This is a genomic window from Arenimonas sp. (genome assembly GCF_036275555.1).
Lineage (GTDB): Bacteria > Pseudomonadota > Gammaproteobacteria > Xanthomonadales > Xanthomonadaceae > Arenimonas.
Genome location: NZ_DASUDO010000012.1, coordinates 12,745 through 36,140 on the forward strand (window position 1 = coordinate 12,745; position 23,396 = coordinate 36,140).

Consider the following 23,396-nt stretch of genomic DNA (forward strand, 5'->3'; position numbering starts at 1 on the left):
CCCTGTGGGAGGGACTTCAGTCCCGATGCTCTTGGCCGGAAAGCATCGGGACTGAAGTCCCTCCCACAGCGGCCGCCGGGTCAGTTGGCGAAGCGGTAGCTCACCTTGACCAGCAGCTGCTCGGTGTCGGCCAGGGAGCTGGCGTCGCCGAACAGGTCGGCCAGCGAGCGGCCGCTGTCGCGCTGGTCCAGGCCGCCGCGGCCGTAGACGATGTACAGGTCGGACAGCGGCGCCAGCTCGTAGCGGTAGCGGACCTGGAAGCCCAGGTTCGCGAGGCTGAAATCGGTGATGTCGGCGGGCGTGGCGGTGGCAATCGGCTCGCCGTCGGCGCGCACGGCCCAGGCCTGGCGCAGGCGGGCGTCGAGGGCGATGGTCTCGAGCTTCACGCGCAGCTCCTGGCGGTGGCCGATCTGCCACTGCAGGCTGGCCCCCAGCGTCGCGATGTCGGCGCGGTAGCTGCCCAGGCGGTTGCCGCCGCGCCAGAGCAGCCAGTCGGGCAGGTGCTGCACGCCCACCCCCAGCTCCAGCGCCAGGCTGTCGCTGAAATGCAGGGTCGGCTCGAGCTCGAGCTCCAGGCCCGCCCCGGACGCGCCCTCCAGGCCTTCGCCGGCGACCCGCGCGCTTGCCTCCCACGACAGGAAGCCCTGCCGCGGGCGCGCGCGCTCCCAGAACGCGTAGATCTTTTCGGGCACCCGCACCACGCCGTTGCCGCGGGTGATCAGGTCGTCATGGCCCGACGACCAGGCGGCGATATCGAAGAACTCGTTGCCGCCGTCGCGGCGCTCGCTGATCCGCTGGATGGCGGCGGCCTCGGCGATGGAAATCCCGCTGTCGTTGCGGCGCGTGGAGGCGGCCCAGCGCCATTCGTGCGAGGCGTACTTCGAATCCTCCGGCTGGTTCGGGTAGCGGCGCGCCAGCTCGTAGCGCAGGTAGTTGAAATCGTTGCGGTCGATGAAGCCGATGTCGTTGAGCTGCAGCTCGTCGCCCAGGTGCAGCAGGTAGGCCTGCTGGCGCCAGCCGTTGCCGAGCTCCTGGTCGGCGCGCACCTGGAAGCCGCTGTCGTCGCTGCGCGTGCCGCCCTGGCGGACGCTGGACGCCACCACCTGCGAGCGGATGTTCCAGGCCGGCGTCGGCGACCACAGGTGATCCACCGAGGTCACCGTCGCCTCGCGGTCCGCGAAGGGCACGTCCACGCGGGTCAGCATGCCGCCCAGGTCCTGGGCGCCGAAATCGCGCGTGGCGCGCAGCGCGAAGAAATCGCGGCCCAGGTCGCCGTCCTCCGTGGCCGCCAGCACGCCGTAGCGCACCTGGCCGAGGCTGCCGTTGAGCTTCACCGCCGCGTCCACGTCGGCGAACTGGCCGATGCGGCGCGTGTACAGCAGCCGGCTGTTGCCGGCGCCGAAGGGCACGTCGAACATGCCCTGGTTCTCGGTGAAGAACGGCCGCTTGTCGCCGAAGAAGGTCTCGACCGCGCCGAAGTTCACCACCAGGTCGTCGCTTTCCACCTGGCCGAAGTCGGGGTTCAGCGTGGCCGACAGCTGGAACTGGCCGTTGGGCTTCCAGAACAGGTCGGCGCCGGCGTCGAAATCGGTGCCGCCGTTGGCGATGTCGCTGACGCCGACCACGTAGGGCGTGACCGCGACCAGCGCCTGCTCGTAGTGCGGCACCTGGATCTTCGCGAACTCGGACAGGAAGCGCGGCCGCTGGAAGCTGATGCCCGGCCAGCCATAGCGCTCGCCCGTGCTGCCGACCACGCGGTCGACGTAGATGCCCAGCGTGCGCTGGCCGTCCGCGGGCTTCGCCATCGGCGCCACGTGCCAGGGGATCAGCATCTCGACGCTCCAGCTGTCGGCGTCCTGCGACACCGCGTGGTGCCAGTGGCCGTCCCAGTCGGTGTTGAAGTTGCGCTCGCTGGTGATCACCTCGTCGCTGATGCCGTTGCCCACCGTGACCATGAAGTCGTAGCCGGTGCGGCCGTCGCCGTCGAAATCGACCATGAAGTTGACGCGGTCCAGCGCCCCGTCCTCGTCGCGGCGGGTGCGCTGGGTGGTGCGCGGCACGTCGGCCGGCTGTGCGTTGCGGAAGGCCACGGCCAGGCCGTTCGGCGTGGCCAGCACCCAGGCCTCGGTGCGCAGGCGCGCCGGCTCGCCGTTGAGCGGCTGCACCATCTCGAAGTCGGTGATGTGGCGGGCACCGGCCCATTCGGACGCATCGATGCGGCCATCGACGTCGATGGCGAGGGCGGGCGCGGCGGCGAACGCCAGGGCGCCGAGGCAGGCAGCGAGTTTCATTCAGGTTCCAGGGTGAAGCGACGCGCGAATGATCGGCGCATTGGCGCCGCGTCGAGCGGGTCGTAAGTCATGCCCGGCCAGCGCCCTGCGTGAGGGCTGTAGGAGGGCCTTCAGGCCCGAAGCTTCTCGGCAAAGGGCTTCGGGCCTGAACGCCCTCCTACAGCCCTCCCACAGGGGCGATGGTCAGCGCTTCTTGGCCGGCGGCTTGGGCTGCAGCATGGTGCCCGTGCAGTGCTTGGAGCCGCAGCGGCAGGCCCAGAGCTTCTTCAGCTTCGCGGTGTGCGGCTCGTGCAGCACGATGCCGTAGTTGTAGGTCAGCTCCTCGCCGGCGGCGATGTCGCGCATCGCCTCGATGTAGATGCGGTCCTTGCGCTTCTTCTTGCCGTCCTCGAGCCAGGTGGCCTCGCAGTTCGGGTCGCAGCTGTGGTTGATCCAGCGGGCGTCGTTGCCGTCCACGTTGGCGTCGATCACGTACTTGTCGTTGAGCGTGAACAGGAAGGTGTGGCCGGTGTCGGCGTCGTCGGCGTACACCGCGTCCACTTCCTCGTGGGTGCGCAGCAGGCCCTTGTAGCGGATCACCCGCTCGCCCTTGGCGATCGCCTCGGTGGCGAAGACGCCATTGCCATGGATGGCGGACTGGCGGGCTTCGATCTTCTTGGGCATGCGGTACATCCGGGGAGCGACGGGGCCGCCATTGTCGCCAATCCGGGCGCGCGGCGCAGCCCCGGCATATGCTGGGCGCGTCACGGGGAGACGCGCGATGGATCCGGCGAACAGTTGGAACGAGGAGAAGCAGTCGGCCTGGCTGTACCGGGCGCTGGCGGAGGCCGAGCGCGACACGCGCATCGCCCGCCTGTTCCGCGACCTCGCGGACGCCGCCGATCGCCAGGCAACCACCTGGGAGCAGGCGGCCCGTGCCGCTGGGCAGCCGCTGCCCGGCGCATTCGAGCCCACCAAGCGTGCGCGCCTGGTCGCCACGCTCGCGCGCCGGCTGGGGCCACGCCGCGTCAAGCCCGCACTCGCGGCGCTGAAGGTGCGCGGCCTCTCGGCCTACACCGCGGCGCTTTCGGGCCATTTGCTGCCCACCGACCTGGCCCAGGTCGGCGTCAGCCACCGCAGCGTGGGCGGCGGCAACCTGCGCGCCGCCATCTTCGGCGTCAACGACGGCCTGGTTTCGAACGCCAGCCTGATCCTCGGCGTGGTCGGCGCGCAGGCCAGCACGGGCACGGTCCTGGCGACCGGCATCGCCGGCCTGCTCGCCGGCGCGCTGTCGATGGCCGCCGGCGAATATGTGTCGGTGCGCTCGCAGCGCGAACTGTTCGAGTACCAGATCGGCCTGGAGGCGGACGAGCTCAAGCAGTATCCGGAAGCCGAGGCCGAGGAGCTGGCGCTGATCTACATCGCCCGGGGCATGGATCCGGCGCAGGCGCGCGCGTTCGCGCAGCAGCTGGTGCGCAACCCGGCCCAGGCGCTCGACGTGCTGGCCCGGGAGGAGCTGGGCCTGAACCCCGACGACCTGGGCTCCCCGGTGGGGGCCGCGGCGTTCTCGTTCTGCGCCTTTACCGTCGGCGCACTGGTGCCGCTGGTGCCCTTCTTCGCCGGCAGCGCCCTGCCCCAGGCGGCCTACTGGGGCACGGGGCTGGCGGCGGTCGGCCTGTTCGGCACCGGCGCGGCCATGAGCCTGTTCTCGGGCCGCAACCCGATCCTCGGCGGCCTGCGCATGCTGGGCATCGGCGCCCTGGCTGGCGCCACGGTCTTCCTGATCGGCCACCTGATCGGCGTGGACGTGGCCTGACGCGAGCCCCCGCACCAGCCCCCGGGACGGCTTCACGCGCCGTGGATTGAGCCGGCCCGGGCCAAAGCGTACAATTTCGGTCCTGATTCAACCCGCCAGGCCGACGCCATGCTTCGCGTCACCAAGCTCACCGATTACGCCACCGTCATCCTGGTCGCCCTGGCCGAGGCGCCCGGCCGCGTGCATTCCGCCGCCGAGCTGGCCGAACGCTCGCGGCTCGAGGCCCCCACGGTCGCCAAGGTGCTCAAGCCGCTGGCCCATGCCGGCCTGGTCGAAAGCTTCCGCGGCGCCAGCGGCGGCTACCGCCTGGCCCGCCCCGCCGCCGAGATCCCGCTCAAGGCGGTGGTCGAGGCGATCGAAGGCCCACTGAACATGACCGAATGCTCCGGCGAACACTCCAGCTGCGAGCACGAGGCGCACTGCGGCGTGCAGTCGCACTGGCGCCGCATCAACGACGTGATCGCCGACGCGCTCGGCGGCATCACCCTGGCCGACATGCTCCCGCCGTCGGCCGCCCGCAAATCCATCCCGCTGCAGCTCGCGGCGGCAGGAGGCTGAGATGGCCATCCAGAACCAGGAAATCGTCGAAAAGCTGGCGCGCCGCTACGACGCCGGCTTCATCACCGACATCGAGTCCGACACCTTCCTCCCGGGACTGAGCGAGGACGTCGTCCGCGCGCTTTCGGCCAAAAAGGAAGAGCCGGAATGGATGACCGACTGGCGCCTGGCCGCCTACCGGCACTTCCTCACCATGCCGGTGCCGGAGTGGGCCAAGCTCGAGATCGCGCCGATCGACCTGCAGGCGCTGAGCTACTACAGCGCGCCCAAGGGCCCGAAGTACAAGTCGCTGGCCGAAGTGCCGCAGGAGCTGCTCGACACCTACGACAAGCTCGGCGTGCCGCTGCACGAGCGCGCCAAGCTCGCTGGCGTGGCGGTGGACGCGGTGTTCGACTCGGTCTCGGTTGGCACCACGTTCCGCAAGGAGCTGGCCGAGAAGGGCGTGATCTTCTGCTCGATGTCCGAGGCGATCCGCGAGTACCCGGACCTGGTGCGCCAGTACCTGGGCAGTGTGGTGCCGGTGGGCGACAACTACTTCGCGGCGCTCAATTCCGCGGTGTTCTCCGACGGCTCCTTCGTGTTCATCCCCAAGGGCGTGCGCTGCCCGATGGAGCTGAGCACCTACTTCCGCATCAACGCCGGCCATACCGGCCAGTTCGAGCGCACGCTGATCATCTGCGAAGAGCGCGCGCACGTGTCCTACCTCGAGGGCTGCACCGCCCCGCAGCGCGACGAGAACCAGCTGCACGCCGCAGTGGTGGAGCTGGTGGCGCTGGAAGACGCCGAGATCAAGTACTCCACCGTGCAGAACTGGTACCCGGGCGACGAGAACGGCGTCGGCGGCATCTACAACTTCGTGACCAAGCGCGGCGAGTGCCGCGGCGCCCGCAGCAAGATCAGCTGGACCCAGGTCGAGACCGGCTCGGCGATCACCTGGAAGTACCCGAGCTGCGTGCTCAAGGGCGACGACTCGGTCGGCGAGTTCTATTCGGTGGCGCTCACCCACCACCGCCAGCAGGCCGACACCGGCACCAAGATGATCCACCTGGGCAAGAACACCAAGTCCAAGATCATCAGCAAGGGCATCAGCGCCGGGCGCGGCCAGAACACCTATCGCGGCCTGGTGAAGATGGAGAAGACCGCCGCCGGCGCGCGCAACTACACCCAGTGCGACAGCCTGCTGATCGGCAAGCAGTGCGGCGCGCACACCTTCCCCTACATCGAAGTAAAGCACCCCACGGCGACGGTCGAGCACGAGGCCACCACCTCGAAGATCAGCGACGACCAGCTCTTCTACTGCCGCAGCCGCGGCATCGGCGAGGAGGACGCGGTGTCGATGATCGTCGACGGCTTCTGCAAGCAGGTCTTCAAGGAACTGCCGATGGAGTTCGCGGTGGAGGCCAAGAAGCTGCTCGAAGTCAGCCTCGAAGGCGCCGTCGGCTGACAGATTCCCTTCTCCCGCTTGCGGGAGAAGGTGCCCGAAGGGCGGAAGAGGGCAAGTTCGCGATGCCCTCTCCCCGGCCCTCTCCCGCAGGCGGGAGAGGGAGAAAACCAACTACGGATGCAACACTCATGCTGAAGATCGAAAACCTCCACGTCCGCGTCGCCGGCAAGGACATCCTCAAGGGCCTCTCGCTCGAGGTGAAGCCGGGCCAGGTGCACGCCATCATGGGCCCGAATGGCGCCGGCAAGTCCACGCTGGGCAACGTCATCGCCGGGCGCGAGGGCTACGAGGTGGTCGAGGGCTCGGTGCAGCTCGAAGGCATCGACCTGCTGGCGCTGGAGCCCGAGGCGCGAGCCGCCGCCGGCGTGTTCCTGGCCTTCCAGTACCCGGTCGAGATCCCGGGCGTCAACAACACCTACTTCCTGCGCACCGCGCTCAACGCCCAGCGCAAGGCGCGCGGCGAGGAAGAGCTCGATTCCATGCAGTTCCTCAAGCGCGTGCGCGAGAAGCTGGCCGTGCTGCACCTCAAGGACGAGCTGCTGCATCGCGCCGTCAACGAGGGCTTCAGCGGCGGCGAGAAGAAGCGCAACGAGATCTTCCAGCTCGCCCTGCTCGAACCCAAGCTCGCGATCCTGGACGAGACCGATTCGGGCCTGGACATCGACGCGCTCAAGGCCGTCGCCGACGGCGTGAACCTGATGCGCTCGCCCGAGCGTGCCTTCCTGGTCATCACGCACTACCAGCGCCTGCTCGACTACATCAAGCCGGACGTGGTGCACGTGCTGGCCGACGGCCGCATCGTCGAGAGCGGCGGCCCTGAACTCGCGCTCGAGCTCGAGGCGCACGGCTACGCCTGGGTGAAGGACCGGATCGCGCCGGGGGCGTCGGCCTGAGCATGAGCGCCCTGCTGCAATCCTTCGAAGCCGGCTTCGCGGCGCTGCCCGCGGCGCGCGTGGACGCGCTGGGCCTGGGCCCGGCCCGGCGCGCGGCGCTCGCCACGGCGCTGGCCGCCGGCCTGCCCGGCCCGCGCAGCGAAAGCTGGAAGTACACCTCGCTGCGCGCGCTGTCGGCGCGCGGCTTCGTGGCGCCGGCCGAGGCGACCGTGGACGCCGCCGCGCTGGCCGCGATCCCCTCGCCTCGCCTCGTGTTCGTGAACGGCGCCTTCGATGCCGCGCTGTCGTCGCTGGCCGACCTGCCGGCGGGCGTCGAGCTGCGGCCGATGTCGCAGGCGCTGGCCGCCGACGATGCCCGCGCGGTGGCCGTGTTCGGCCGCGTGTTCGACGAGGCCGACGCGCTGTTCGCGAAGTTCAATGCCGCGCTGGCGCTCGAGGGCGTGCTGCTGCGCGTGGCCGAAGGCGTGCGCGCGGACGCGACGCTGAACCTCGTCTTCGTCGGCGCGCCCGCGGCGGGCGATGCCGCCGCGCACCTGCGCCACCTGGTCGAACTGCGCGCAGGCGCGTCGGCCACCGTGGTCGAGCACCACCTGGGCGTCGGCGCCCACCGCCACCTCGCCAACCACGTGATGCACGTGCACCTGGCCCGCGACGCGCGCCTCGTGCACGCCCGCGTGCAGGCCGAGGACCCCGGCGCCAGCCTGTTCGCGCGCACCGACGCGGTGCTGGCCGCGGGCGCCGAGTACCGGCGCGCCGACCTGGAGCTCGGCGCCGCACTGTCGCGCCACGAACTCAACGTCGACCTGCAGGGCACCGGCGCCGCCGTGCTGGCCGGCGGCGTGCTGCTGGCCGACGGCCGCCGGCACCTCGACACGCGCCTCGGCATCCGCCACCAGGCCCGCGATACGCGCTGCGAGCTGCCCTGGCGCGGCCTGGCCGACCAGCGCGGCCGCGCCGTCTTCCACGGCGGCATCGAGATCCAGGCCGGGGCCGACGGCAGCGACGCCAACCTGTCGAACAAGAACCTGCTGCTCTCGGACGCCGCCGAAATCGACAGCCAGCCCGTGCTGGTGATCCACGCCGACGAAGTGAAGGCCGCGCACGGCGCGACCGTCGGCCGGTTGGACGAGACCGCGCTGTTCTACCTGCGCAGCCGCGGCATCCCCGAGGCGAAGGCGCGCGCGCTGCTGGTGCAGGCCTTCCTGCGCGAACCGCTGGCGGTGCTGGGCGACGCCGGCCTTGCCGAAGCGCTCGGCGAAGGCCTCACCGCCCGCCTCGACGCCCGGAGCACCCCCTGATGACCGCCGCCACCCGCCCCGACTGGCTGAGCATCCGCGCCGACTTCCCGGTGCTGACCCGGCAGGTGCACGGCAAGCCGCTGGTGTACCTCGATTCCGCCAACACTTCGCAGAAGCCGCAGTCGGTGATCCGCGCGGTGGACGCCTTCTACCGCGAACACAACGCCAACGTCTCCCGCGCCGTGCACGCGCTGGGCAGCGAGGCCACCGAGGCCTACGAGGGCGCGCGCGGCAAGCTCGCCGCCTTCCTCAGCGTGCCGGCGAACGAGCTGGTGCTGACCTCGGGCACTACTTTCGCCCTCAACCTGGTCGCCTACAGCTTCGCGCTGCCGCGGCTCCAGGCCGGCGACGCCATCCTGCTCACCCGCATGGAGCACCACGCCAACATCGTGCCCTGGCAGCTGGTGGCCGAGCGCACGGGCGCGGTGATCAAGGTCGTGGAGATCACGCCCGAGGGTGCGCTCGACCTCGACGACCTGCGCGCCAAGCTCACCGGCGAAGTGAAGATCCTTGCCTTCACCCACGTCTCTAACGTGCTGGGCACGGTGAACCCGGTGGCCGAGATCTGCCGCGAGGCGCGCAAGCGCGGCGTCACCACCGTCGTGGACGGGTCGCAGGCGACGCCGCACCGCGCGGTGGACATCCCGGCGCTGGGCTGTGATTTCTATGCCTTCACCGGCCACAAGATGCTGGGGCCGACCGGCACAGGAGGGCTGTGGGCCAGGCGCGAGCACCTCAAGGCGATGCCGCCCTTCCTCGGCGGCGGCGAGATGATCAAGGAAGTGCGCTTCGAAAAGACGACCTACAACGACCCTCCGCACAAGTTCGAGGCCGGCACGCCCAACATCGCCGGCGTGGTCGGGCTGGGCGCGGCGGTCGATTACCTGCAGGCGATCGGCATGGCCGAGATCGAGGCGCGCGAGCAGGCGCTGCTGCGCATGGCCGAGGCGCGGCTGTCGGCGATCCCGGGCCTGCGCATGTTCGGCACCGCGCCGGGCAAGGCGGCGGTGATCAGTTTCCTGGTCGAAGGCGCGCACGCGCACGACCTGGCGACGCTGCTCGACCTCGAGGGCATCGCGGTGCGCTCGGGCCACCACTGCGCGCATCCGCTGATGGCGCACTTCGGCGTGCCGGCGACCTGCCGGGCCTCGCTGGCCTTCTACAACACCCACGTCGAGATCGAGGCGCTGGGCGACGCGATCGAGAAAGTGAGGAAGCTGCTCGCATGAACTGGCAGAAGGATACGCCCGGTGCGGGCACCGTTGCGGCCCCGGGCACCGCGGCGGGCGGTGGCACCGGGGACGGCTGGCTGCCGCCGCTCGAATTCCGCGCCGCCACGCCGGCCGATGCCGGGGCCATCGTCGCCTTGGTCGAGTCGGCCTACCGGGGCCACGCGAGCCGCGCCGGCTGGACCACCGAGGCCGACCTGCTCGACGGCCGCCGCACGAACACCGACGACGTGCTCGCGCACATCCAGCGGCCGCGCAGCCAGGTGCTGCTGGGCTTGCGCGCCGGACAGGTGCTCGCCTGCGCCCACGTGGCGGTCGAGGACGGCGCCGGCTACTTCGGCATGTTCTCGGTGCTGCCGACGCTGCAGCGCAGCGGCATCGGCAAGGAAATGATGGCCGAGGCCGAACGCATCGCCCGCGACGACTACGGCATGCTGGTGATGCGCATGACCGTGATCGACGTTCGCGACGAGCTGATTGCCTGGTACGAGCGCCGCGGCTACCGCCGCACCGGCCTCAAGAAGCCCTTCCCCTACGGCGACGAGCGCTTCGGCATCCCGCTGCGCGACGACCTGCGCTTCGAGGTGCTGGAGAAGGCGCTGTGACCGCCTGGGTGCGCGTCTGCGCCGAGTCCGAGCTGCTGCCGGGCGAATCGCGCGTGGCCTGGGACGGCGACACCCCGATCCTGGTGGTGAACCTCGACGGCGAACTGTACGCGCTCGAGGACAAGTGCACCCACGAGGACTTCGAACTCAGCGCCGGCCCGATCGACGGCGACCAGGTCGAGTGCACCCTGCACGGCGCCCGCTTCGACCTGCGCACCGGCGAGGCCCTCTGCGCCCCGGCTTACTCGGCCGTGCCGAAATTCCCGGTGAAACGCGAAGACGGCGCCATCTGGACCCGCGACGACCGCTAGCGCGGCGTGAGTTTGGCGAGGAGGAGTTCGCCGCCGCCGTCGAGGATGCGGCGCGAGGGGCTGGCCGGATCGTGGGTCATGAGCAGGCTGTCGCCCTGGGCCAGGTGCAGGGGGCGGGCGAGGTCCTTCACGTGCGCCTGGCCGCGCATCAGGTGCACCAGCCAGGTGACGCCGGGTTCGGCGAAGAACACCATCGCGCCGACCAGCGGCCGGTGCAGCAGCGTCGCGTCGAACGCCTCGCGGCGCCAGATCAGGTTGAAGTCGTGGGTCGGGCCGGCCACCAGCTCGGCGTGCAGCGCGCGCTCGCCGGCGAAACGCAGCCGGTCGTGCGGCGGCATCATCGGCACGCGCTCGCGCTCGCCGTCGTCGAACTGCAGGTGCATGCCCTCGCCCGCCAGCAGCACCAGCTCGCGGTCGCAGCCGGGGAAAGGCGAGAACGGCGCGTCCTGGTCGATCTCGGCGATGGAAGCACGCCACTGCCAGTCGGCGGAACCCTCGGGATGGCGGTGGATCTCCCGGGTCCAGCCGCGCTCGTTGCGCCAGCGCTCGCGGCGGTATTCGTGCGCGGGCAGGTGCAGCAGGCGCATCAGGCGGCCTGCAGCGCGGCGAGTTCGCGCGTCGAGCGGGCCAGCGACTCCGCCCACGAGAAGCCGACGATCGCCTCGCCGCTGGCGGCGTCACGGAACGCTTCCTGCTCGCCCTCCGGCAGCAGGTGGCGGTAGTCCACCGTCAGCTCCTCGCCCGCGCGCAGCGGCCGCGCCGCGAAGATGAAGCCCAGGTGCCACAGCCCGTTCGGCGAGAAGCTGTGGTTGACGTAGCACTCGTCCGGCCAGTCCAGGGACACCGTGCACTGGTCCTCGAACCATCGCACCGCCGCGGCCATCGCGGCCGCCGCGTCCGGCCGCGCGCGGATGCTCTCCCAGCGCTGCGTCGCCGGGATGTTGTCGGGCGCGACGACGATGCGGCCGGGCGCCACCGCTTCTTCGAGGAACAGCCCGCGTCCGGCGCCGGGAATGGAGGAGTCAGCGATGCGATAGCGCGGCAGGATCATGGCCAAAGTCTAGCGCAGGCCCCGGCCGCGCCCATCAGCCCGTGGACGGGTCGTCGGCGTCCCGCACCGCGGCCGGGGCGCCGCGGCCGGCGTCCGGCGGCAGGTCGCCCGGCTGCAGCCACGCCGCGTTCCAGTAGGCGTAGTCCGCCAGGCTCGCCACCAACCCCGCGCGCAGGGGGTTGGCCACCAGGTACCGGCCTTCGGCCACCGGGTCGTCGTCCGGCCCGAGCACGCGGTCGGTGAAGCCTCGGCCCCACAGCCAGCCGTTCACCCGGTGCCGGTCCTCGACCGCGCGCGAGGTGATCGCCTTGAACCGGCCCACCAGCGTCGACAGCGAATCGCGCTCGCCCAGCGTGACCAGCCCATGCCAATGGTCGGGCATCAGGACCCAGGCCAGCAGGCAGGCGTCCCGCCAGGGCCAGGCGGCCGTGTGGACCCGGCACACCGCCCGGGCCGCCTCGTCGTCCCGGAATACGGGACGCTTATATAAGGTGTTCACCGTCAGCACGTAGGTGCGGCCCGGCACGGAGCGGTGCTCCAGCCGCCGGGCGCGGTAGCCGCTGGAGGGCCGGGCCGAAGCCGGCAGGATCGCGGACATCGAGGGCCTCCTGGATCGCGGGGAACGGAGGACCCGGCGAAGGCCGGGCCCCGCGCTGGAAAGCCTCAGCCCCCGGCCGGCGCCGGCGACTTCGGGGCCGCGTCCTCCGCCGGCGGCGCCTTGGCGGCCGCGGCGCCGGCGCCGACCGTGATGCGCTCGCGGTTGGCCTCGATGGTGGACAGGCCGATGCCCTTCACCTCGGCCAGCTCGTCGGCGCTGCGGAAGGCGCCGTGCTGCTTGCGGTGCGCGACGATGGCCTCGGCCTTGCTGGGGCCGACGCCGTCGAGCACGCGATCGAGCGTGGCCGCGTCGGCCGAGTTGATGTCCACCTTCTCGGCGGCGTGGGCGGCGCCGGCCAGCAGGGCCGACAGCAGCAGGGTGGAAAGCAGTGAAATGGACTTGCGCATGGCGATACCTCTCGGGAATGGGTGGGCCGGTCGCGGTCGGCCCGCACCGGCAGCGCCAGTCTCGATCGCTCGCGCGCGCGGCCCCATCGCCGTTCGCAGGCCAACGCCCTGCGAAGCACGCGCCAACCCGCGTCGGCGCCTTCCTACCCGCGTTCGGCAGGGTCCCGGCCATCGGGGGTAAAATCCGGACATCCCCTCGCTGCAAGAAGGAAAGCCATGGACACCGCCAAGACCGACCGCTTCATCGCCGACGCCTGGGACGGCGACATCGTCCCGCAGCTGGTCGAGTACATCCGCATCCCGAACAAGTCGCCCATGTTCGATGCGCAGTGGAAAGAGAACGGCTACATGGATGATGCGGTGAAGCAGCTCGCGGGCTGGGCCAGGGCGCAGCCGATCGCCGGCATGACCGTGGACGTGGTCGAGCTCGAGGGCCGCACCCCGCTGATCTTCATCGAAGTGCCCGGCGAGGGCGACGACTGCGTGCTGCTTTACGGCCACCTCGACAAGCAGCCCGAGATGACCGGCTGGGCCGACGACCTCGGCCCCTGGAAGCCGGTGATCAAGGGCGACAAGCTCTACGGCCGCGGCGGCGCCGACGACGGCTACGCGCTGTTCGGCTCGCTCACCGCCATCCGCGCGCTGAAGGAACAGGGCAAGCCGCACAGCCGCTGCGTGATCCTGATCGAAGCCTGCGAGGAATCCGGCAGCTACGACCTGCCCTTCTACGTCGACCACCTGGCCGACCGCATCGGCAAGCCCTCGCTGGTGGTGTGCCTGGATTCGGGCTGCGCCAACTACGACCAGCTCTGGTGCACCACCTCGCTGCGCGGCCTGGCCGGCGGCAACCTCAAGGTCAGCGTGCTCAGCGAAGGCGTGCACAGCGGCGACGCCAGCGGCATCGTGCCTTCCAGCTTCCGCATCCTGCGCCAGCTGCTGTCGCGGCTCGAGGACGAGGCCACCGGCAAGATCCTGGTCGAGGACCTGTACGTGGACATCCCCGACCAGCGCATCGCCCAGGCCAGGCGTGCCGCCGAAGTGCTGGGCACCGAGGTCTGGGACAAGTTCCCGTTCCTGCCCGGCATGACCCCGATGCACCCGGACCTGGCCGAGCTGGTGCTCAACCGCACCTGGCGCCCGGCCCTGTCGGTGACCGGCCAGGACGGCATGCCGCCGCTGTCGAGCGCCGGCAACGTGCTGCGCCCGCACACCGCGGTGAAGCTGAGCCTGCGCCTGCCGCCGACCCTGGAGCCCAAGAAGGCCGGCGAGATCCTCAAGCGCGTGCTCGAGGCCAACCCGCCCAACGGCTGCAAGGTCGAGGTCGAGCTGGAAAAGGCCAGCACCGGCTGGAACGCTCCGCTGCTTGCGCCTTGGCTGGAGAAGGCCATCGACACCGCCAGCCAGGAGTTCTTCGGCGCCCCGGCCATGTACATGGGCGAAGGCGGCACCATTCCTTTCATGGGCATGCTGGGCGAGAAGTTCCCGGGCGCCCAGTTCATGATCACCGGCGTGCTGGGCCCGCACTCCAACGCCCACGGCCCGAACGAGTTCCTGCACATCCCCACCGGCAAGCGGGTCACCGCCGCCGTGGCCCGGGTGATCGCCGAGCACTACGTGGCCAGCGAACAGGGCAAGACCCAGGGCGTCGGCGTCAAGGCCGGCGCCGCCCAGTTCGGCGACCACGGCTGCTGCTGAGCCCCCCCCCCGACCCGGGACACCCCTGTGGGAGGGACTTCAGTCCCGATGCTTTTCGGTGAAAAGCATCGGGACTGAAGTCCCTCCCACATGCTTTTGGGGGGACGGCAGCGACCGTCGCGATATAGCGACAATAGCCGCCGTAATAATACCGTCGTCCCATTCAGGACAATGAATGGCGTGAAGGCGCTCTTGATTGCTTTCTTAACGACACTTTAATTAATGCCCGGGCCCGCTTATAGTCGGGCGGTCTGCCGGTTACCCGGGGTGCGTGGCTTCACGTCGGCGGCGGGCTCCCATGCCAAATCAAGAACCACTTGGAGAGTAGAGATGACTTTGAAGACCACCAAGCTCCGCGACGCGATCAAGTTCGCGCTCGTCGTGGGTGCTGCGTCCGCCATGAGCACCGGCGCCGCGATCGCCCAGGACGAAGGCACTGAGGACGAAGCCGCCACCCTTGACGCGATCGTCGTCACCGGTACCCGCATCCAGAGCCAGACCGTCACCGCCTCGTCGCCCGTCGTCGAGATCAACCGTGACGAGTTCCAGTTCGCCGGCGCCACCCGCGTTGACGACCTCGTCAACCAGTACCCGCAGCTGTCGACCTACTTCGACTCCTTCGCCAACAACGGCGCGACCGGTTACCCGACCATCGACCTGCGTGGCCTCGGCCCGCAGCGCACCCTGACCCTGGTCAACGGCAACCGCCTGCCCCCGGGCGCCGCGGAAGTCCGCGACATCTCCATCATCCCGGCTGCCCTCGTCAGCCGCGTTGACATCCTGACCGGCGGCGCCTCGGCCGTGTACGGCTCCGACGCCATCGCCGGCGTGGTCAACTTCGTGCTCGACACCGAGTTCGAAGGCATCTCCATCACGGGTGGCTACAGCGCCTACCAGCACAAGAACGACAACGAGTACATGCAGGGTCGCCTCGACGCCCGCAACTTCGACTACCCGTCGGGCAACTCGGGCTTTGACGGCGTCTCGAAGAACGTCGACATCGCCATGGGCGGCAGCTTCGCCGAAGGCGCCGGCCATGCCACCGCCTGGCTGACCTACCGCAAGAACGAAGCCCTGTTCCAGGGTGAGCGCGACTACTCGTCCTGCGCCCTGAACGCCCCGGGCACCGCCTGCGGCGGCTCGGCCACCAACGCGGCCGGCAACTTCTACGTGGGCCAGGACACCGACGGCGACGGCATCTACGACGACGGCTTCTCGACCTCGCTGAACCCGGACGGCAGCTGGGCCGGTTCCTACGGCGCGCCGTACAACTTCGCCCCGATCAACTACTACCAGCGTCCGGACGAGCGCTACACCTTCGGCGCCTCGCTCAAGTACGAGATCAACGAGCACTTCCGCCCGTACATGGAGCTGATGTACATCAACCGCGGCGACTCCTCGCAGATCGCCGAGTCCGGTGCGTTCTTCACCCTGGTCCCGGGCCTGGATTGCGCCAACCCGCTGGTGGGCAGCCTCTGCTCCGACCTCGGCCTCGACCCGACCCTGCCGTTCGACGTCTACGTCGCCAAGCGCAACGTGGAAGGCGGCCCGCGCATCCGCATCGACGAGACCAACTCGTTCCGCGTCGTCGCCGGCCTGGAAGGCTCGATCAACGACAACTGGTCGTACAACGCCTCGGTGCTGCGTGCGCAGACCCGTGACGACAGCCAGGGCCTGAACGACTTCCTGAACCAGCGCATCGTCGACGGCATCCTCGGCTGCCCGGCCGGCTCGTTCGCGGGTTGCATCCCGTACAACGTCTGGGTGCCGAACGGCGTGACCCCGGAGGCCGCGGCTGCCCTCGCCGGCACCTCGATCTACGAGACCTCGACCAGCCTGACGCAGTTCAACGCGTACGCCACCGGTGACGTTGGCTTCGGCTTCCCGTCGGCCGGCGGCGAGAACATCTCGCTGGTGGTCGGTACCGAGTGGCGCGAAGAGACCTACGACTTCAACGCCGACTCCGACAGCCAGGCCGGCAACTTCGCCGGCGCCGGCGGCCCGGCGACCCCGGTCAGCGGCGGCACCAAGGTGACCGAGTTCTTCCTCGAGTCGATCATCCCGGTCCTGTCCGACGTCGGCTTCGTCAACAGCCTGTCGTTCGACATCGGCTACCGCTACTCCGACTACGACCTGTCCGGCACCGCCGACACCTACAAGTTCGGCTTCAACGCCGACTTCGGCATGGTCCGCGCGCGTGGTGGTTACAACCGTGCGATCCGCGCCCCGGGCATCAACGAGCTGTTCGCGACCCAGTCGATCGCCCTGTGGGCGGGTTCCGACCCGTGCGCCGGCCCGACGCCGGAGTTCACCGTCGCCCAGTGCCAGAACACCGGCCTGGATCCGGCGCGCTACGGCCTGGTCCCGGACAACTCGGCTGGCCAGTACAACCAGTTCATCGGTGGCAACCCGAACCTGAAGCCCGAGCAGGCTGATACCTACACCTTCGGTGTGGTCATCACCCCGATCGACAACCTGCAGATCAGCGTCGACTACTACGACATCTTCCTGGAAGACGCGATCGGCACCATCGGCGCCTCCACCATCCTGACCTTCTGCGGCATCACCGGCGACCCGTTCCTGTGCGACCGCGTGAACCGTTCGGGCGGTGGCGACCTCTGGCGCGGCAGCGACCCGGCCACCTCGGGCTTCGTGACCAACCTGACCGACAACTTCGGTGAGCGTTCGTTCCGCGGTATCGACCTCGGCGTCAACTACCGCTTCGACGCCCTGGGCGGCCGCTTCGCGACCTCCCTGCAGGGCAGCTACCTGCTCGAGCAGGAAATCACCCCGCTCCCGGGCGTGAACGAAGATGCCACCTACGACTGCGCCGGCCTCGTCAACCCGAGCTGCCAGTCGCCGGAATGGCGCCACATCGCGAACGTGCGTTACTCGCGTGACTGGTACACCTTCAACCTGCGCTGGCGCTACTTCGGTGAGATGGACTACATCCTCACCGACGGTACCCGCGGCACCGGTGACACCCTGACGGCCGCCAACGGCGGTATCGATGCCTACAACTACTTCGACCTGTCGGCCTCGGCCTACATCGGCGAGTACGCGGAGCTGACCGTCGGCGTGAACAACATCGCGGACAAGGAGCCGCCGCTGGTCGGTGGCGCCCTGGCGCCGCTGAACGGCAACTCGCTGGGTGGTTACGACCAGGCTGGTCGTTACTTCTTCACCTCGGTGACGTTCAAGTTCTAAGCAACACTTAAGCAACACCTTGAGCGGCGGGCCTCGGCCCGCCGCTTTTTTTTTGCTGGGGGTATGGCGCCGGCGCCGCCGGTGCGTACCCGCCTGGTTTCGTGACGGAAGGCCCGTGGCCACGCGCTTCGATGCTTGCGCGTGTGCGATCCGGACCAAGGCGCGGCATCTTTCTTGCTGACCTGGCTGGCTGACCAGCGCACGGCAAGTAGCCGCGGACGGCCTATCGCGCGCGTCCCTTCGGACGCGAGATGAGGCTTCAAGGCCAGCGTGGAAGGTGGCCAATGCCATAGACCTATCCGCCCGGCGGCGGGTGGGGGTGTAAGGCGTGGAGCCTGGGTCCGTTCTTTTCCGATGGGCGGCTCGGCGATCCATCGCGCGCGAGCGGCGACCCAGGCGGCGGCTTTTCTCAAGAGCGATCGAGTGGCCTGGCCGTTGAGACGAAGCGATCGGAGTAGAACGGACCGATAAGAATCGCCAAGGCCCCACACCCGCCGCCGGGCGCATAGGACTCCCAATCTAGCCAACTTCCCGGCTCGCGCCGCCGCGACACCTCGCGTCCGAAGGGACGCGCGCGATAGGCCGCAGCGGAGTTAAGCGCGTAAATCAGTTAGACAAGCCGGATCAGCGAGAAAGATGCCCGGCCTTGGTCCGGATCGCACACGCGCAAGCATCGGAGTCGGACGCCGCGGGCCCTCCGTCCACCACACCAGATGACCCGGACCGGGGCCAGTGGCCAGAGTCAGGAGGCCAGGAAACCTTCGGCGGCCAAACGGTCGCGCAGCGGCTTGAGGCCGGCCTCGTGGCGGCGCCACTTGCCGACCGAGCCGGCGTGCACCGGCTCGCGCACTTGGGCGGCGCTGGCGCTGACGATAGCGCCCGGGTGCGCGGAAGGATCGAGCACGGCCGGGTTCCAGGCCAGGCCGCAGAAGTCGAGCATCCGCCGCGCCTGCGCCTCGGTGTCCGTTACCAGGTCCTCGTAGCGCACGTCCAGGATCGCGCCCGGCATCACCGCCTGCCAGTGCTGCATCAGGCGCCGGTAGGTGGCGTAGTACGCCGCCAGTTCGGCCTGGTCGTAGCTGAAGGGATAGGCCTGGTAGAACAGCGTCTTGAACACCGCGTAGCAGGTGTCCATCGGGTCGCGCACCAGGTGGATGATGCGGGCCTTGGGCAGCGCCTTGCGCAGGATGCCGCAGTACATGAAGTTGATCGGCATCTTGTCGATGAAATAGCGCTTGCCGGGCGCCGCCTGCCGCGCGGCGTGCATGTACCGGCGACCCAGCGCGGCGAAATCGATGCCCAGCGAGGCCTCCGCCACCGACAGGTGCGGCTGCGCCGCCTGCGCTTCCTGCGCGGCCAGGGCCAGCAGCTGGCCGAAGTCGAGCAGCTCGCCGGCGGAACCGACCTCGCCCTGGCTGGCCAGCATGCGCTCGGCCAGCGTGGTGCCGGTGCGGGGCATGCCGACGATGAAGATGGCGCCCTCCTCCTCGTGGCCCGGCGTCGGCCGCGCCATGACCTCGGCGGTGTAGAGGCTGCGCAGACCGTCGATGGACGCGCGCTCGGCGGCCGCGTCGTAGTTCAGCGCGCGGCGCTTGAGCGCCGCGCCGTCGGACAGCGCCTTGAACGAGGCGGCGTCCTCGCCTAGGTCCTCGAACTCCTTGGCCAGCGCATACAGGCCGGCGGCGGCATCGGCCGGCGAGGCCAGCTTGCCCTGCAGCCGGGCCTGGAGGTCGGCCACGTGGTTGTCGTTCCGGGTCTGGCGCCGCAGCACCGAGCGCAGGTACATGGCCTGGCCGTGCCCGGGTACGTGGGCCAGCACCCGCGCGAGGTTGCGGTCGGCGGCGTCGAACTGGCCGGCGAAGAACTGCGCGCTGGCCAGGTCGAAGTTCAGGGCCCAGTGGGTCATGCCCGCCGCGATCGCCGCCTCGTAATACGGGCAGGCCGCCGCGGCGTCGCCGCAGTTGGCGAAGATCTTGCCGGCCGCCCACTGGCTGCGCCCGTCGCCCGGCGCCAGCGCGGCCGCCGCGGACGCCAGCTGCCGCGCCTCGGCGCGCTCGCGCTGCAGCACGAGCACGTGCGCCTTCTTCAGCATCACCGCGGCATTGCCCGGCATGCCGGCCAGCGCCGCGTCGGCGGCTTCGGACGCGCCTGCCAGGTCGCCGTTCGCGAGGCGCACCTCGCAGGCCAGCATCATCACCTGCGGGTCGGCCGGATGCGCCAGCACCAGCGCGCGGCAGTGCTGCGTGGCCTCGGCCAGCTTGCCCTGCTGCAGCAGCGTGAAGCCCTGCGCGACCGCGCTCCCCGGCGCCGTGCCGGCGCCCTGCGTCCCTGTCTCTTGCATCGTCAACTCCTGGGGTATGCGGTTGTCACGCCTGCAGTTGGAACTCGGCCGAGGCCGCCGACAGCGCGCGCATCATCTCGCGCTCGGCCGGGGACAGCAGCGGGTTCCAGATGTCGAAGATCAGCACCACGCGCAGCTCGTCGCTGTCGTTGCGGGCCTCGTGCTCGATGCTGTCGTCGAAGATCAGCAGCTCGCCCACCGTCCAGCGACGGCGCTCGTAGCCAACGCGGTAGAGGCAGTGGTCGGGCACCACCAGCGGCAGGTGCACCACCAGGCGGGCGTTGGTCTCGCCATGGTGCGGCGGAATGCGGGTGTGCGGCGCCAGCGCCGAGAACATCGCGTTCGGGCACAGCCCCCCGATGTCGGCCATGTCCACCGCCTCGAGGGCACGCGCGGTCTCCGGGCAGCGCGCCAGGTGCTCGGCGATCGGCTGGCCGTGCTGCCAAAGGAAATAGCTGCTCCAGCGTTTGGAGTGGTTGAGCTCCTGCCACTGGTTCACCGGCACGCCGGCCTCGTAGGCGATGTAGGGCCGGAAGCCGGTGGCGTCCTCGGTCATCGCCGCGCGCATCTCGGCGATGATCGCCTCGGTGCGCGATTCGACCTCGGGCACCCAGTCGAAGCCAGCCCGGTCGAAGAACGGGATCGCGGGCAGGCGCGGCACCTGCAGGCGGCTGCACACCGACGGATAGGGTGCCGACTGGCCGGTCATGATCGCGCCGGCCTCGCGCCAGCGCTCGGCCTCGGCGGGCGACAGCGCCGCGGCGCGGGTGCCCAGGCGCTCGGCCAGGAAGGCCTCCATCTCGCGGCCGACCTTTTCCACCAGCGCGCGCCCCTCGAGCAGCTGGGCGCGCAGCGGCGGCGGCCACTGCGACTCGTTGGGCACCACCTTCAGCGCATTGCGGTAGACGTCGGCCGCGGCGCGCAGCTTGCCGAGCCGCTGCAGGCAGGCCGCCTTGGCCACCAGGGCGGGCAGGAAATAGGGATCGGCGACCAGCGAGGCCTCGATCGCGCGCAGCTCGCCGGCGGCATCGCCGGCCTCGCGCAGCACCATCGCCAGCGAGATGGCGACGGCGGGCTCGCGCGGCGCGGCGGCGTGCGCGGCCTGCAGCATGGCCTGGGCCTCGGCCAGCTGGCCGCGCTTGAAGGCGTGCACGCCCAGGCTATAGAGCGCCTGCGGGTGGCGCGGGTCGACCGCCAGCACCCGGCGCCAGAGCTGCTCGGCCTCCGCCCAGCGGCCCTGTTGGGCGGCCGCGGCGGCGGCCTGCACCAGCCCCGGGAGCGGTTCGCTCATGCCGGCACCATGTCGAAGGCGACGGTGACGCGCGGCTGCTCGTCCTCGAAGGGCACGGTGCCGTGCCAGAAATAGGACGGGAACAGCGCCAGGTGTCCCGCCTGCGGACGCAGCACGCGGCGCGGCGCGAGCGACAGGCCGAGCTCGACCGGCGGCTGGCCGAACTGCAAGTGGCCGGCCTGGCTGTCGCCCGCGGGCTGGCGCACCGAGGGCGGCAGCGACACGTAGAACGCGGAGCTCATCCAGCCCTCGGGGTGGATGTGGTTCACGTGCAGGCCGGACGACCACAGCTTCACCGACCACGAGCCGCTCATGCGCATGCGCCGGGCCTTGCGCGAGAGGAAGGGATGGCTGTCGTCGGTGGGCAGGGTCGGCAGCCAGCGCGCGATGGCCTGCTCGATCGCGGCCTGCAGTTGGCCGACCAGCGGATCCTTGCGGCCGAACAGCCGGCCGGGGGTCTGCGAGCCGCCGCGCAGGCTTTGCTGCACGGGTTCGCGGCCGGCCAGGTGCAGCGTGTCGAGGCGGGCGCGCAGCGCCGCCAGGAAGGCCTCCAGGTTTGCGAAGCCCGCCGGCGTTTCGATCTGCAGGCTGGTGACCAGGCGCTCGTAATCGCAGAGCCAGTGCTCGCGCGCGTCGCCCAGCAGGCGCCAGGCCGTGCCCAGGTAGGCCCAGCCTTCCTGGTGCTGCGGCGCGATGCGGGTGGCTTCTTCGGCGCGCGCGGCGGCCGCCTGCCAGTCGCCGGTGCGCAGCAGGTGGCGGGTGTAGGCGTTGAGGAAGAACGGCAGCTTCGCGAGCGGGCCACGGGCGATCGCCTCGAAGGCGGTGCGGGCCTGGCCCGGGTAGCCCAGGTCGTCCAGTGCCTGGGCTTCCATCAGCGCGAGGCCGGGGGCGTCGGTCTTCACCCGCAGGTGGCGCACCCGATCCAGCGCCTCCTCGGGACGGCGCGCGGCCATCAGGAAACGCGCGAACTCATGCGTAAGCGACAGGTTGGCGGGCTGCGCCTCGACGGCGGCGCGGAAACCGGCGATGGCATCGCGCCCCGGCGCCACCTGCGGGCCGTACTCCCACAGCAGGTGCGCCAGCGTGACGTGGCCCGGCACGTAACCGGGGTGGGTTTCGACCACGCGCGAGGCCTGTGCGATGGCCTGCTCCACCTTGCCTTCGTCGAGCAGGGCGCCGGCGGTCGCGTCGCCCAGCTCCGGACCGCGGAAGCCGGCCACCGCGGCACGCTCGAAGCAGGCCAGGGCTTCGTCGGAACGTCCGCGCAGGCGCATCACCGCGCCGAGGTTGAGCCAGCCCGCGCTGTAGCCCGGCGCCAGCTTCAGCGCCTTCAGGAACGCCGCTTCGGACGGTTCCCACTGCCCGAGTTCGCGATACGCGCTGCCCAGCGCGCTCCAGGCCATCACTGAATCCGGCTGCGCCTGCACCGCGCGCTCGAGCGCCGGCGCCGCCTTGTCGGGCAGGCCCAGGTCGAACAGCGTGTTGCCGAGCTCGAGCCAGGCCTTGCCGAACTGCGGCGCGACTTCGGTGGCGCGCTGGTAAAGCACCAGCGCCTCCGGCACCCGCGCGACCTTGCGCAGCAGCGTGGCCAGGTTCACCAGCAACAGCGGCTGGTCGGGCGAGAGCTCGAGCGCGCGGCGGAAACCGCGCTCGGCCAGCGCGAACTCGCCGGCCTCGGACTGGCACATCGCCACCAGCTGCAGGGCATCGGGCGAACGCGGCACCTTGGCCAGCACGCCCTCGGCGATGCGAAGCGCGTCGGGCACCTTGCCCTCGCGCAGCAGGCCTGCCGCGGCCTCGCACTGCCTGGCCTCGTCGGCGGTGAGCGCCTGCGGCGCGGTGGCGAGGGTGTTCATCGGCTCAGAGCACCCGGCGCACGCGCAGCGTGACGCGGCCCGGCGTGCGCATCAGGTAATTGCCGATCACGCCGCGGCGCACGACGATCTGGTCGCCGGGCTTGAGCTGGCCCTTGTCGGTGGTTTCGGTGACCAGCCAGATCTGTTCGTTGTCGAGCGTGACCACGCGCTGGCCGTTGGCGCGGGTGGTGACGCTGGCGACACTGGCCTCGACGCGCTCGGGTTCGGCGGCGCGGTCTTCCTCCGAGGCCTGGTCGCGCTTCTGCACGACGCTGAGGCCGAAATCACGCCTGGCCTGCTCGCGGCGCGCCTCGGCGAGGCCCGCGGCGGTGGCCACCGGCGGGAAGGCTTCGTCGTAGCACGCCAGGCGCGCCTCGGGATCTTCGGTGGCAGCGCAAGGGTGCGACGGCGACTGCGCCAGCGCGAAGCTTGCGGAGGCGAACAGGGACAGCGCCACGACGGCGAGGGAACGAGACTTGGGGGCTTTCACGGGGACTCCTTGCGAGGGCGCCACGGGGACGGCGAA

Annotated in this window: 20 protein-coding genes; 10 read left to right on the forward strand and 10 right to left on the reverse strand. The window is 70.4% G+C overall.

The features are described 5' to 3' along the window. Positions 1-80: 80 nt before the first annotated feature. Together VFV21_RS03865 and VFV21_RS03870 are read right to left on the reverse strand one after the other, a co-directional pair. Positions 81-2,291 carry a DUF5916 domain-containing protein gene (locus VFV21_RS03865; RefSeq protein WP_329668168.1) on the reverse strand — a complete coding sequence of 737 codons (2,211 nt, stop codon included), beginning with the start codon at positions 2,289-2,291 and terminating at the stop codon, positions 81-83. Between the two features lie 183 nt (positions 2,292-2,474). Further along, positions 2,475-2,954: an SET domain-containing protein gene (locus VFV21_RS03870; protein ID WP_329668169.1), complete on the reverse strand. Its 480-nt coding sequence runs from the start codon at positions 2,952-2,954 to the stop codon at positions 2,475-2,477. 97 nt (positions 2,955-3,051) lie between these two features. Between VFV21_RS03870 and VFV21_RS03875 the strand changes: the two genes are divergently transcribed. The 8 genes from VFV21_RS03875 (at position 3,052) to VFV21_RS03910 (ending at position 10,424) form a co-directional block, all read left to right on the forward strand. Further along, positions 3,052-4,086: a VIT1/CCC1 transporter family protein gene (locus VFV21_RS03875; RefSeq protein ID WP_329668170.1), complete on the forward strand. Its 1,035-nt coding sequence runs from the start codon at positions 3,052-3,054 to the stop codon at positions 4,084-4,086. A gap of 108 nt (positions 4,087-4,194) precedes the next feature. After that, positions 4,195-4,644, forward strand: a complete 450-nt coding sequence (locus tag VFV21_RS03880; RefSeq protein WP_329668171.1) for an SUF system Fe-S cluster assembly regulator — start codon at positions 4,195-4,197, stop codon at positions 4,642-4,644. 1 nt (position 4,645) lies between these two features. Then, on the forward strand, positions 4,646-6,088 hold the full coding sequence (sufB, locus tag VFV21_RS03885; protein ID WP_329668172.1) for a Fe-S cluster assembly protein SufB: 1,443 nt from the start codon (positions 4,646-4,648) through the stop codon (positions 6,086-6,088). 128 nt (positions 6,089-6,216) lie between these two features. After that, the gene (sufC, locus tag VFV21_RS03890; protein ID WP_329668173.1) at positions 6,217-6,981 is read left to right on the forward strand and encodes a Fe-S cluster assembly ATPase SufC; all 765 of its coding nucleotides are present in this window, start codon (positions 6,217-6,219) and stop codon (positions 6,979-6,981) included. Between the two features lie 2 nt (positions 6,982-6,983). After that, complete coding sequence (gene sufD, locus VFV21_RS03895; RefSeq protein ID WP_329668174.1) at positions 6,984-8,279, forward strand: Fe-S cluster assembly protein SufD; 1,296 nt, start codon at positions 6,984-6,986, stop codon at positions 8,277-8,279. Beyond that, on the forward strand, positions 8,279-9,508 hold the full coding sequence (locus VFV21_RS03900; RefSeq protein ID WP_329668175.1) for a cysteine desulfurase: 1,230 nt from the start codon (positions 8,279-8,281) through the stop codon (positions 9,506-9,508). Before sufD ends, VFV21_RS03900 begins: the two co-directional genes overlap by 1 nt. An 80-nt stretch (positions 9,509-9,588) precedes the next feature. Further along, complete coding sequence (locus VFV21_RS03905) at positions 9,589-10,113, forward strand: N-acetyltransferase (protein WP_329668229.1); 525 nt, start codon at positions 9,589-9,591, stop codon at positions 10,111-10,113. Then, on the forward strand, positions 10,110-10,424 hold the full coding sequence (locus VFV21_RS03910; protein WP_329668176.1) for a non-heme iron oxygenase ferredoxin subunit: 315 nt from the start codon (positions 10,110-10,112) through the stop codon (positions 10,422-10,424). The genes VFV21_RS03905 and VFV21_RS03910 overlap by 4 nt, the downstream gene beginning before the upstream one ends. Here VFV21_RS03910 and VFV21_RS03915 read toward each other — a convergent pair. The 4 genes from VFV21_RS03915 to VFV21_RS03930 form a co-directional block, all read right to left on the reverse strand. Continuing rightward, positions 10,421-11,011 carry a HutD family protein gene (locus VFV21_RS03915; protein ID WP_329668177.1) on the reverse strand — a complete coding sequence of 197 codons (591 nt, stop codon included), beginning with the start codon at positions 11,009-11,011 and terminating at the stop codon, positions 10,421-10,423. The two genes, VFV21_RS03910 and VFV21_RS03915, sit on opposite strands and share 4 nt — an antisense overlap. Beyond that, complete coding sequence (locus VFV21_RS03920; RefSeq protein WP_329668178.1) at positions 11,011-11,475, reverse strand: SET domain-containing protein; 465 nt, start codon at positions 11,473-11,475, stop codon at positions 11,011-11,013. Before VFV21_RS03920 ends, VFV21_RS03915 begins: the two co-directional genes overlap by 1 nt. A gap of 34 nt (positions 11,476-11,509) precedes the next feature. Beyond that, positions 11,510-12,073: an REP-associated tyrosine transposase gene (locus tag VFV21_RS03925; protein WP_329668179.1), complete on the reverse strand. Its 564-nt coding sequence runs from the start codon at positions 12,071-12,073 to the stop codon at positions 11,510-11,512. A 65-nt stretch (positions 12,074-12,138) separates the two neighbouring features. After that, the gene (locus VFV21_RS03930; protein ID WP_329668180.1) at positions 12,139-12,480 is read right to left on the reverse strand and encodes a helix-hairpin-helix domain-containing protein; all 342 of its coding nucleotides are present in this window, start codon (positions 12,478-12,480) and stop codon (positions 12,139-12,141) included. Positions 12,481-12,696: 216 nt separating this feature from the next. Between VFV21_RS03930 and VFV21_RS03935 the strand changes: the two genes are divergently transcribed. Beyond that, positions 12,697-14,175: a M20 family metallopeptidase gene (locus tag VFV21_RS03935; protein ID WP_329668181.1), complete on the forward strand. Its 1,479-nt coding sequence runs from the start codon at positions 12,697-12,699 to the stop codon at positions 14,173-14,175. 330 nt (positions 14,176-14,505) lie between these two features. Next, positions 14,506-17,382, forward strand: a complete 2,877-nt coding sequence (locus VFV21_RS03940; RefSeq protein ID WP_329668182.1) for a TonB-dependent receptor domain-containing protein — start codon at positions 14,506-14,508, stop codon at positions 17,380-17,382. A 742-nt stretch (positions 17,383-18,124) separates the two neighbouring features. Here VFV21_RS03940 and VFV21_RS03945 read toward each other — a convergent pair. Genes VFV21_RS03945 through VFV21_RS03960 form a run of 4 tightly spaced genes read right to left on the reverse strand, consistent with a single transcriptional unit; the run spans position 18,125 to position 23,360 of the window. Continuing rightward, positions 18,125-19,723: a tetratricopeptide repeat-containing sulfotransferase family protein gene (locus VFV21_RS03945; RefSeq protein WP_329668183.1), complete on the reverse strand. Its 1,599-nt coding sequence runs from the start codon at positions 19,721-19,723 to the stop codon at positions 18,125-18,127. Between the two features lie 25 nt (positions 19,724-19,748). Beyond that, positions 19,749-21,014, reverse strand: coding sequence for an aspartyl/asparaginyl beta-hydroxylase domain-containing protein (locus VFV21_RS03950; RefSeq protein ID WP_329668184.1), 1,266 nt, complete (start codon positions 21,012-21,014; stop codon positions 19,749-19,751). Then, the gene (locus VFV21_RS03955; RefSeq protein ID WP_329668185.1) at positions 21,011-22,870 is read right to left on the reverse strand and encodes a tetratricopeptide repeat protein; all 1,860 of its coding nucleotides are present in this window, start codon (positions 22,868-22,870) and stop codon (positions 21,011-21,013) included. Before VFV21_RS03955 ends, VFV21_RS03950 begins: the two co-directional genes overlap by 4 nt. A gap of 4 nt (positions 22,871-22,874) precedes the next feature. Next, a complete protein-coding gene (locus tag VFV21_RS03960; RefSeq protein ID WP_329668186.1) occupies positions 22,875-23,360 on the reverse strand; it encodes a hypothetical protein in 486 nt (161 codons plus the stop codon). Positions 23,361-23,396: the final 36 nt, after the last annotated feature.

Bases quoted from the DNA above. Each gene is read 5' to 3' on its own strand.
- VFV21_RS03865 (WP_329668168.1), bottom strand. From the start codon at position 2,291: ATGAAACTCGCTGCCTGCCTCGGCGCCCTGGCGTTCGCCGCCGCGCCC.
- VFV21_RS03870 (WP_329668169.1), bottom strand. From the start codon at position 2,954: ATGCCCAAGAAGATCGAAGCCCGCCAGTCCGCCATCCATGGCAATGGC.
- VFV21_RS03875 (WP_329668170.1), top strand. From the start codon at position 3,052: ATGGATCCGGCGAACAGTTGGAACGAGGAGAAGCAGTCGGCCTGGCTG.
- VFV21_RS03880 (WP_329668171.1), top strand. From the start codon at position 4,195: ATGCTTCGCGTCACCAAGCTCACCGATTACGCCACCGTCATCCTGGTC.
- sufB (WP_329668172.1), top strand. From the start codon at position 4,646: ATGGCCATCCAGAACCAGGAAATCGTCGAAAAGCTGGCGCGCCGCTAC.
- sufC (WP_329668173.1), top strand. From the start codon at position 6,217: ATGCTGAAGATCGAAAACCTCCACGTCCGCGTCGCCGGCAAGGACATC.
- sufD (WP_329668174.1), top strand. From the start codon at position 6,984: ATGAGCGCCCTGCTGCAATCCTTCGAAGCCGGCTTCGCGGCGCTGCCC.
- VFV21_RS03900 (WP_329668175.1), top strand. From the start codon at position 8,279: ATGACCGCCGCCACCCGCCCCGACTGGCTGAGCATCCGCGCCGACTTC.
- VFV21_RS03915 (WP_329668177.1), bottom strand. From the start codon at position 11,011: ATGCGCCTGCTGCACCTGCCCGCGCACGAATACCGCCGCGAGCGCTGG.
- VFV21_RS03920 (WP_329668178.1), bottom strand. From the start codon at position 11,475: ATGATCCTGCCGCGCTATCGCATCGCTGACTCCTCCATTCCCGGCGCC.
- VFV21_RS03925 (WP_329668179.1), bottom strand. From the start codon at position 12,073: ATGTCCGCGATCCTGCCGGCTTCGGCCCGGCCCTCCAGCGGCTACCGC.
- VFV21_RS03930 (WP_329668180.1), bottom strand. From the start codon at position 12,480: ATGCGCAAGTCCATTTCACTGCTTTCCACCCTGCTGCTGTCGGCCCTG.
- VFV21_RS03935 (WP_329668181.1), top strand. From the start codon at position 12,697: ATGGACACCGCCAAGACCGACCGCTTCATCGCCGACGCCTGGGACGGC.
- VFV21_RS03940 (WP_329668182.1), top strand. From the start codon at position 14,506: ATGACTTTGAAGACCACCAAGCTCCGCGACGCGATCAAGTTCGCGCTC.
- VFV21_RS03945 (WP_329668183.1), bottom strand. From the start codon at position 19,723: ATGCAAGAGACAGGGACGCAGGGCGCCGGCACGGCGCCGGGGAGCGCG.
- VFV21_RS03950 (WP_329668184.1), bottom strand. From the start codon at position 21,014: ATGAGCGAACCGCTCCCGGGGCTGGTGCAGGCCGCCGCCGCGGCCGCC.
- VFV21_RS03955 (WP_329668185.1), bottom strand. From the start codon at position 22,870: ATGAACACCCTCGCCACCGCGCCGCAGGCGCTCACCGCCGACGAGGCC.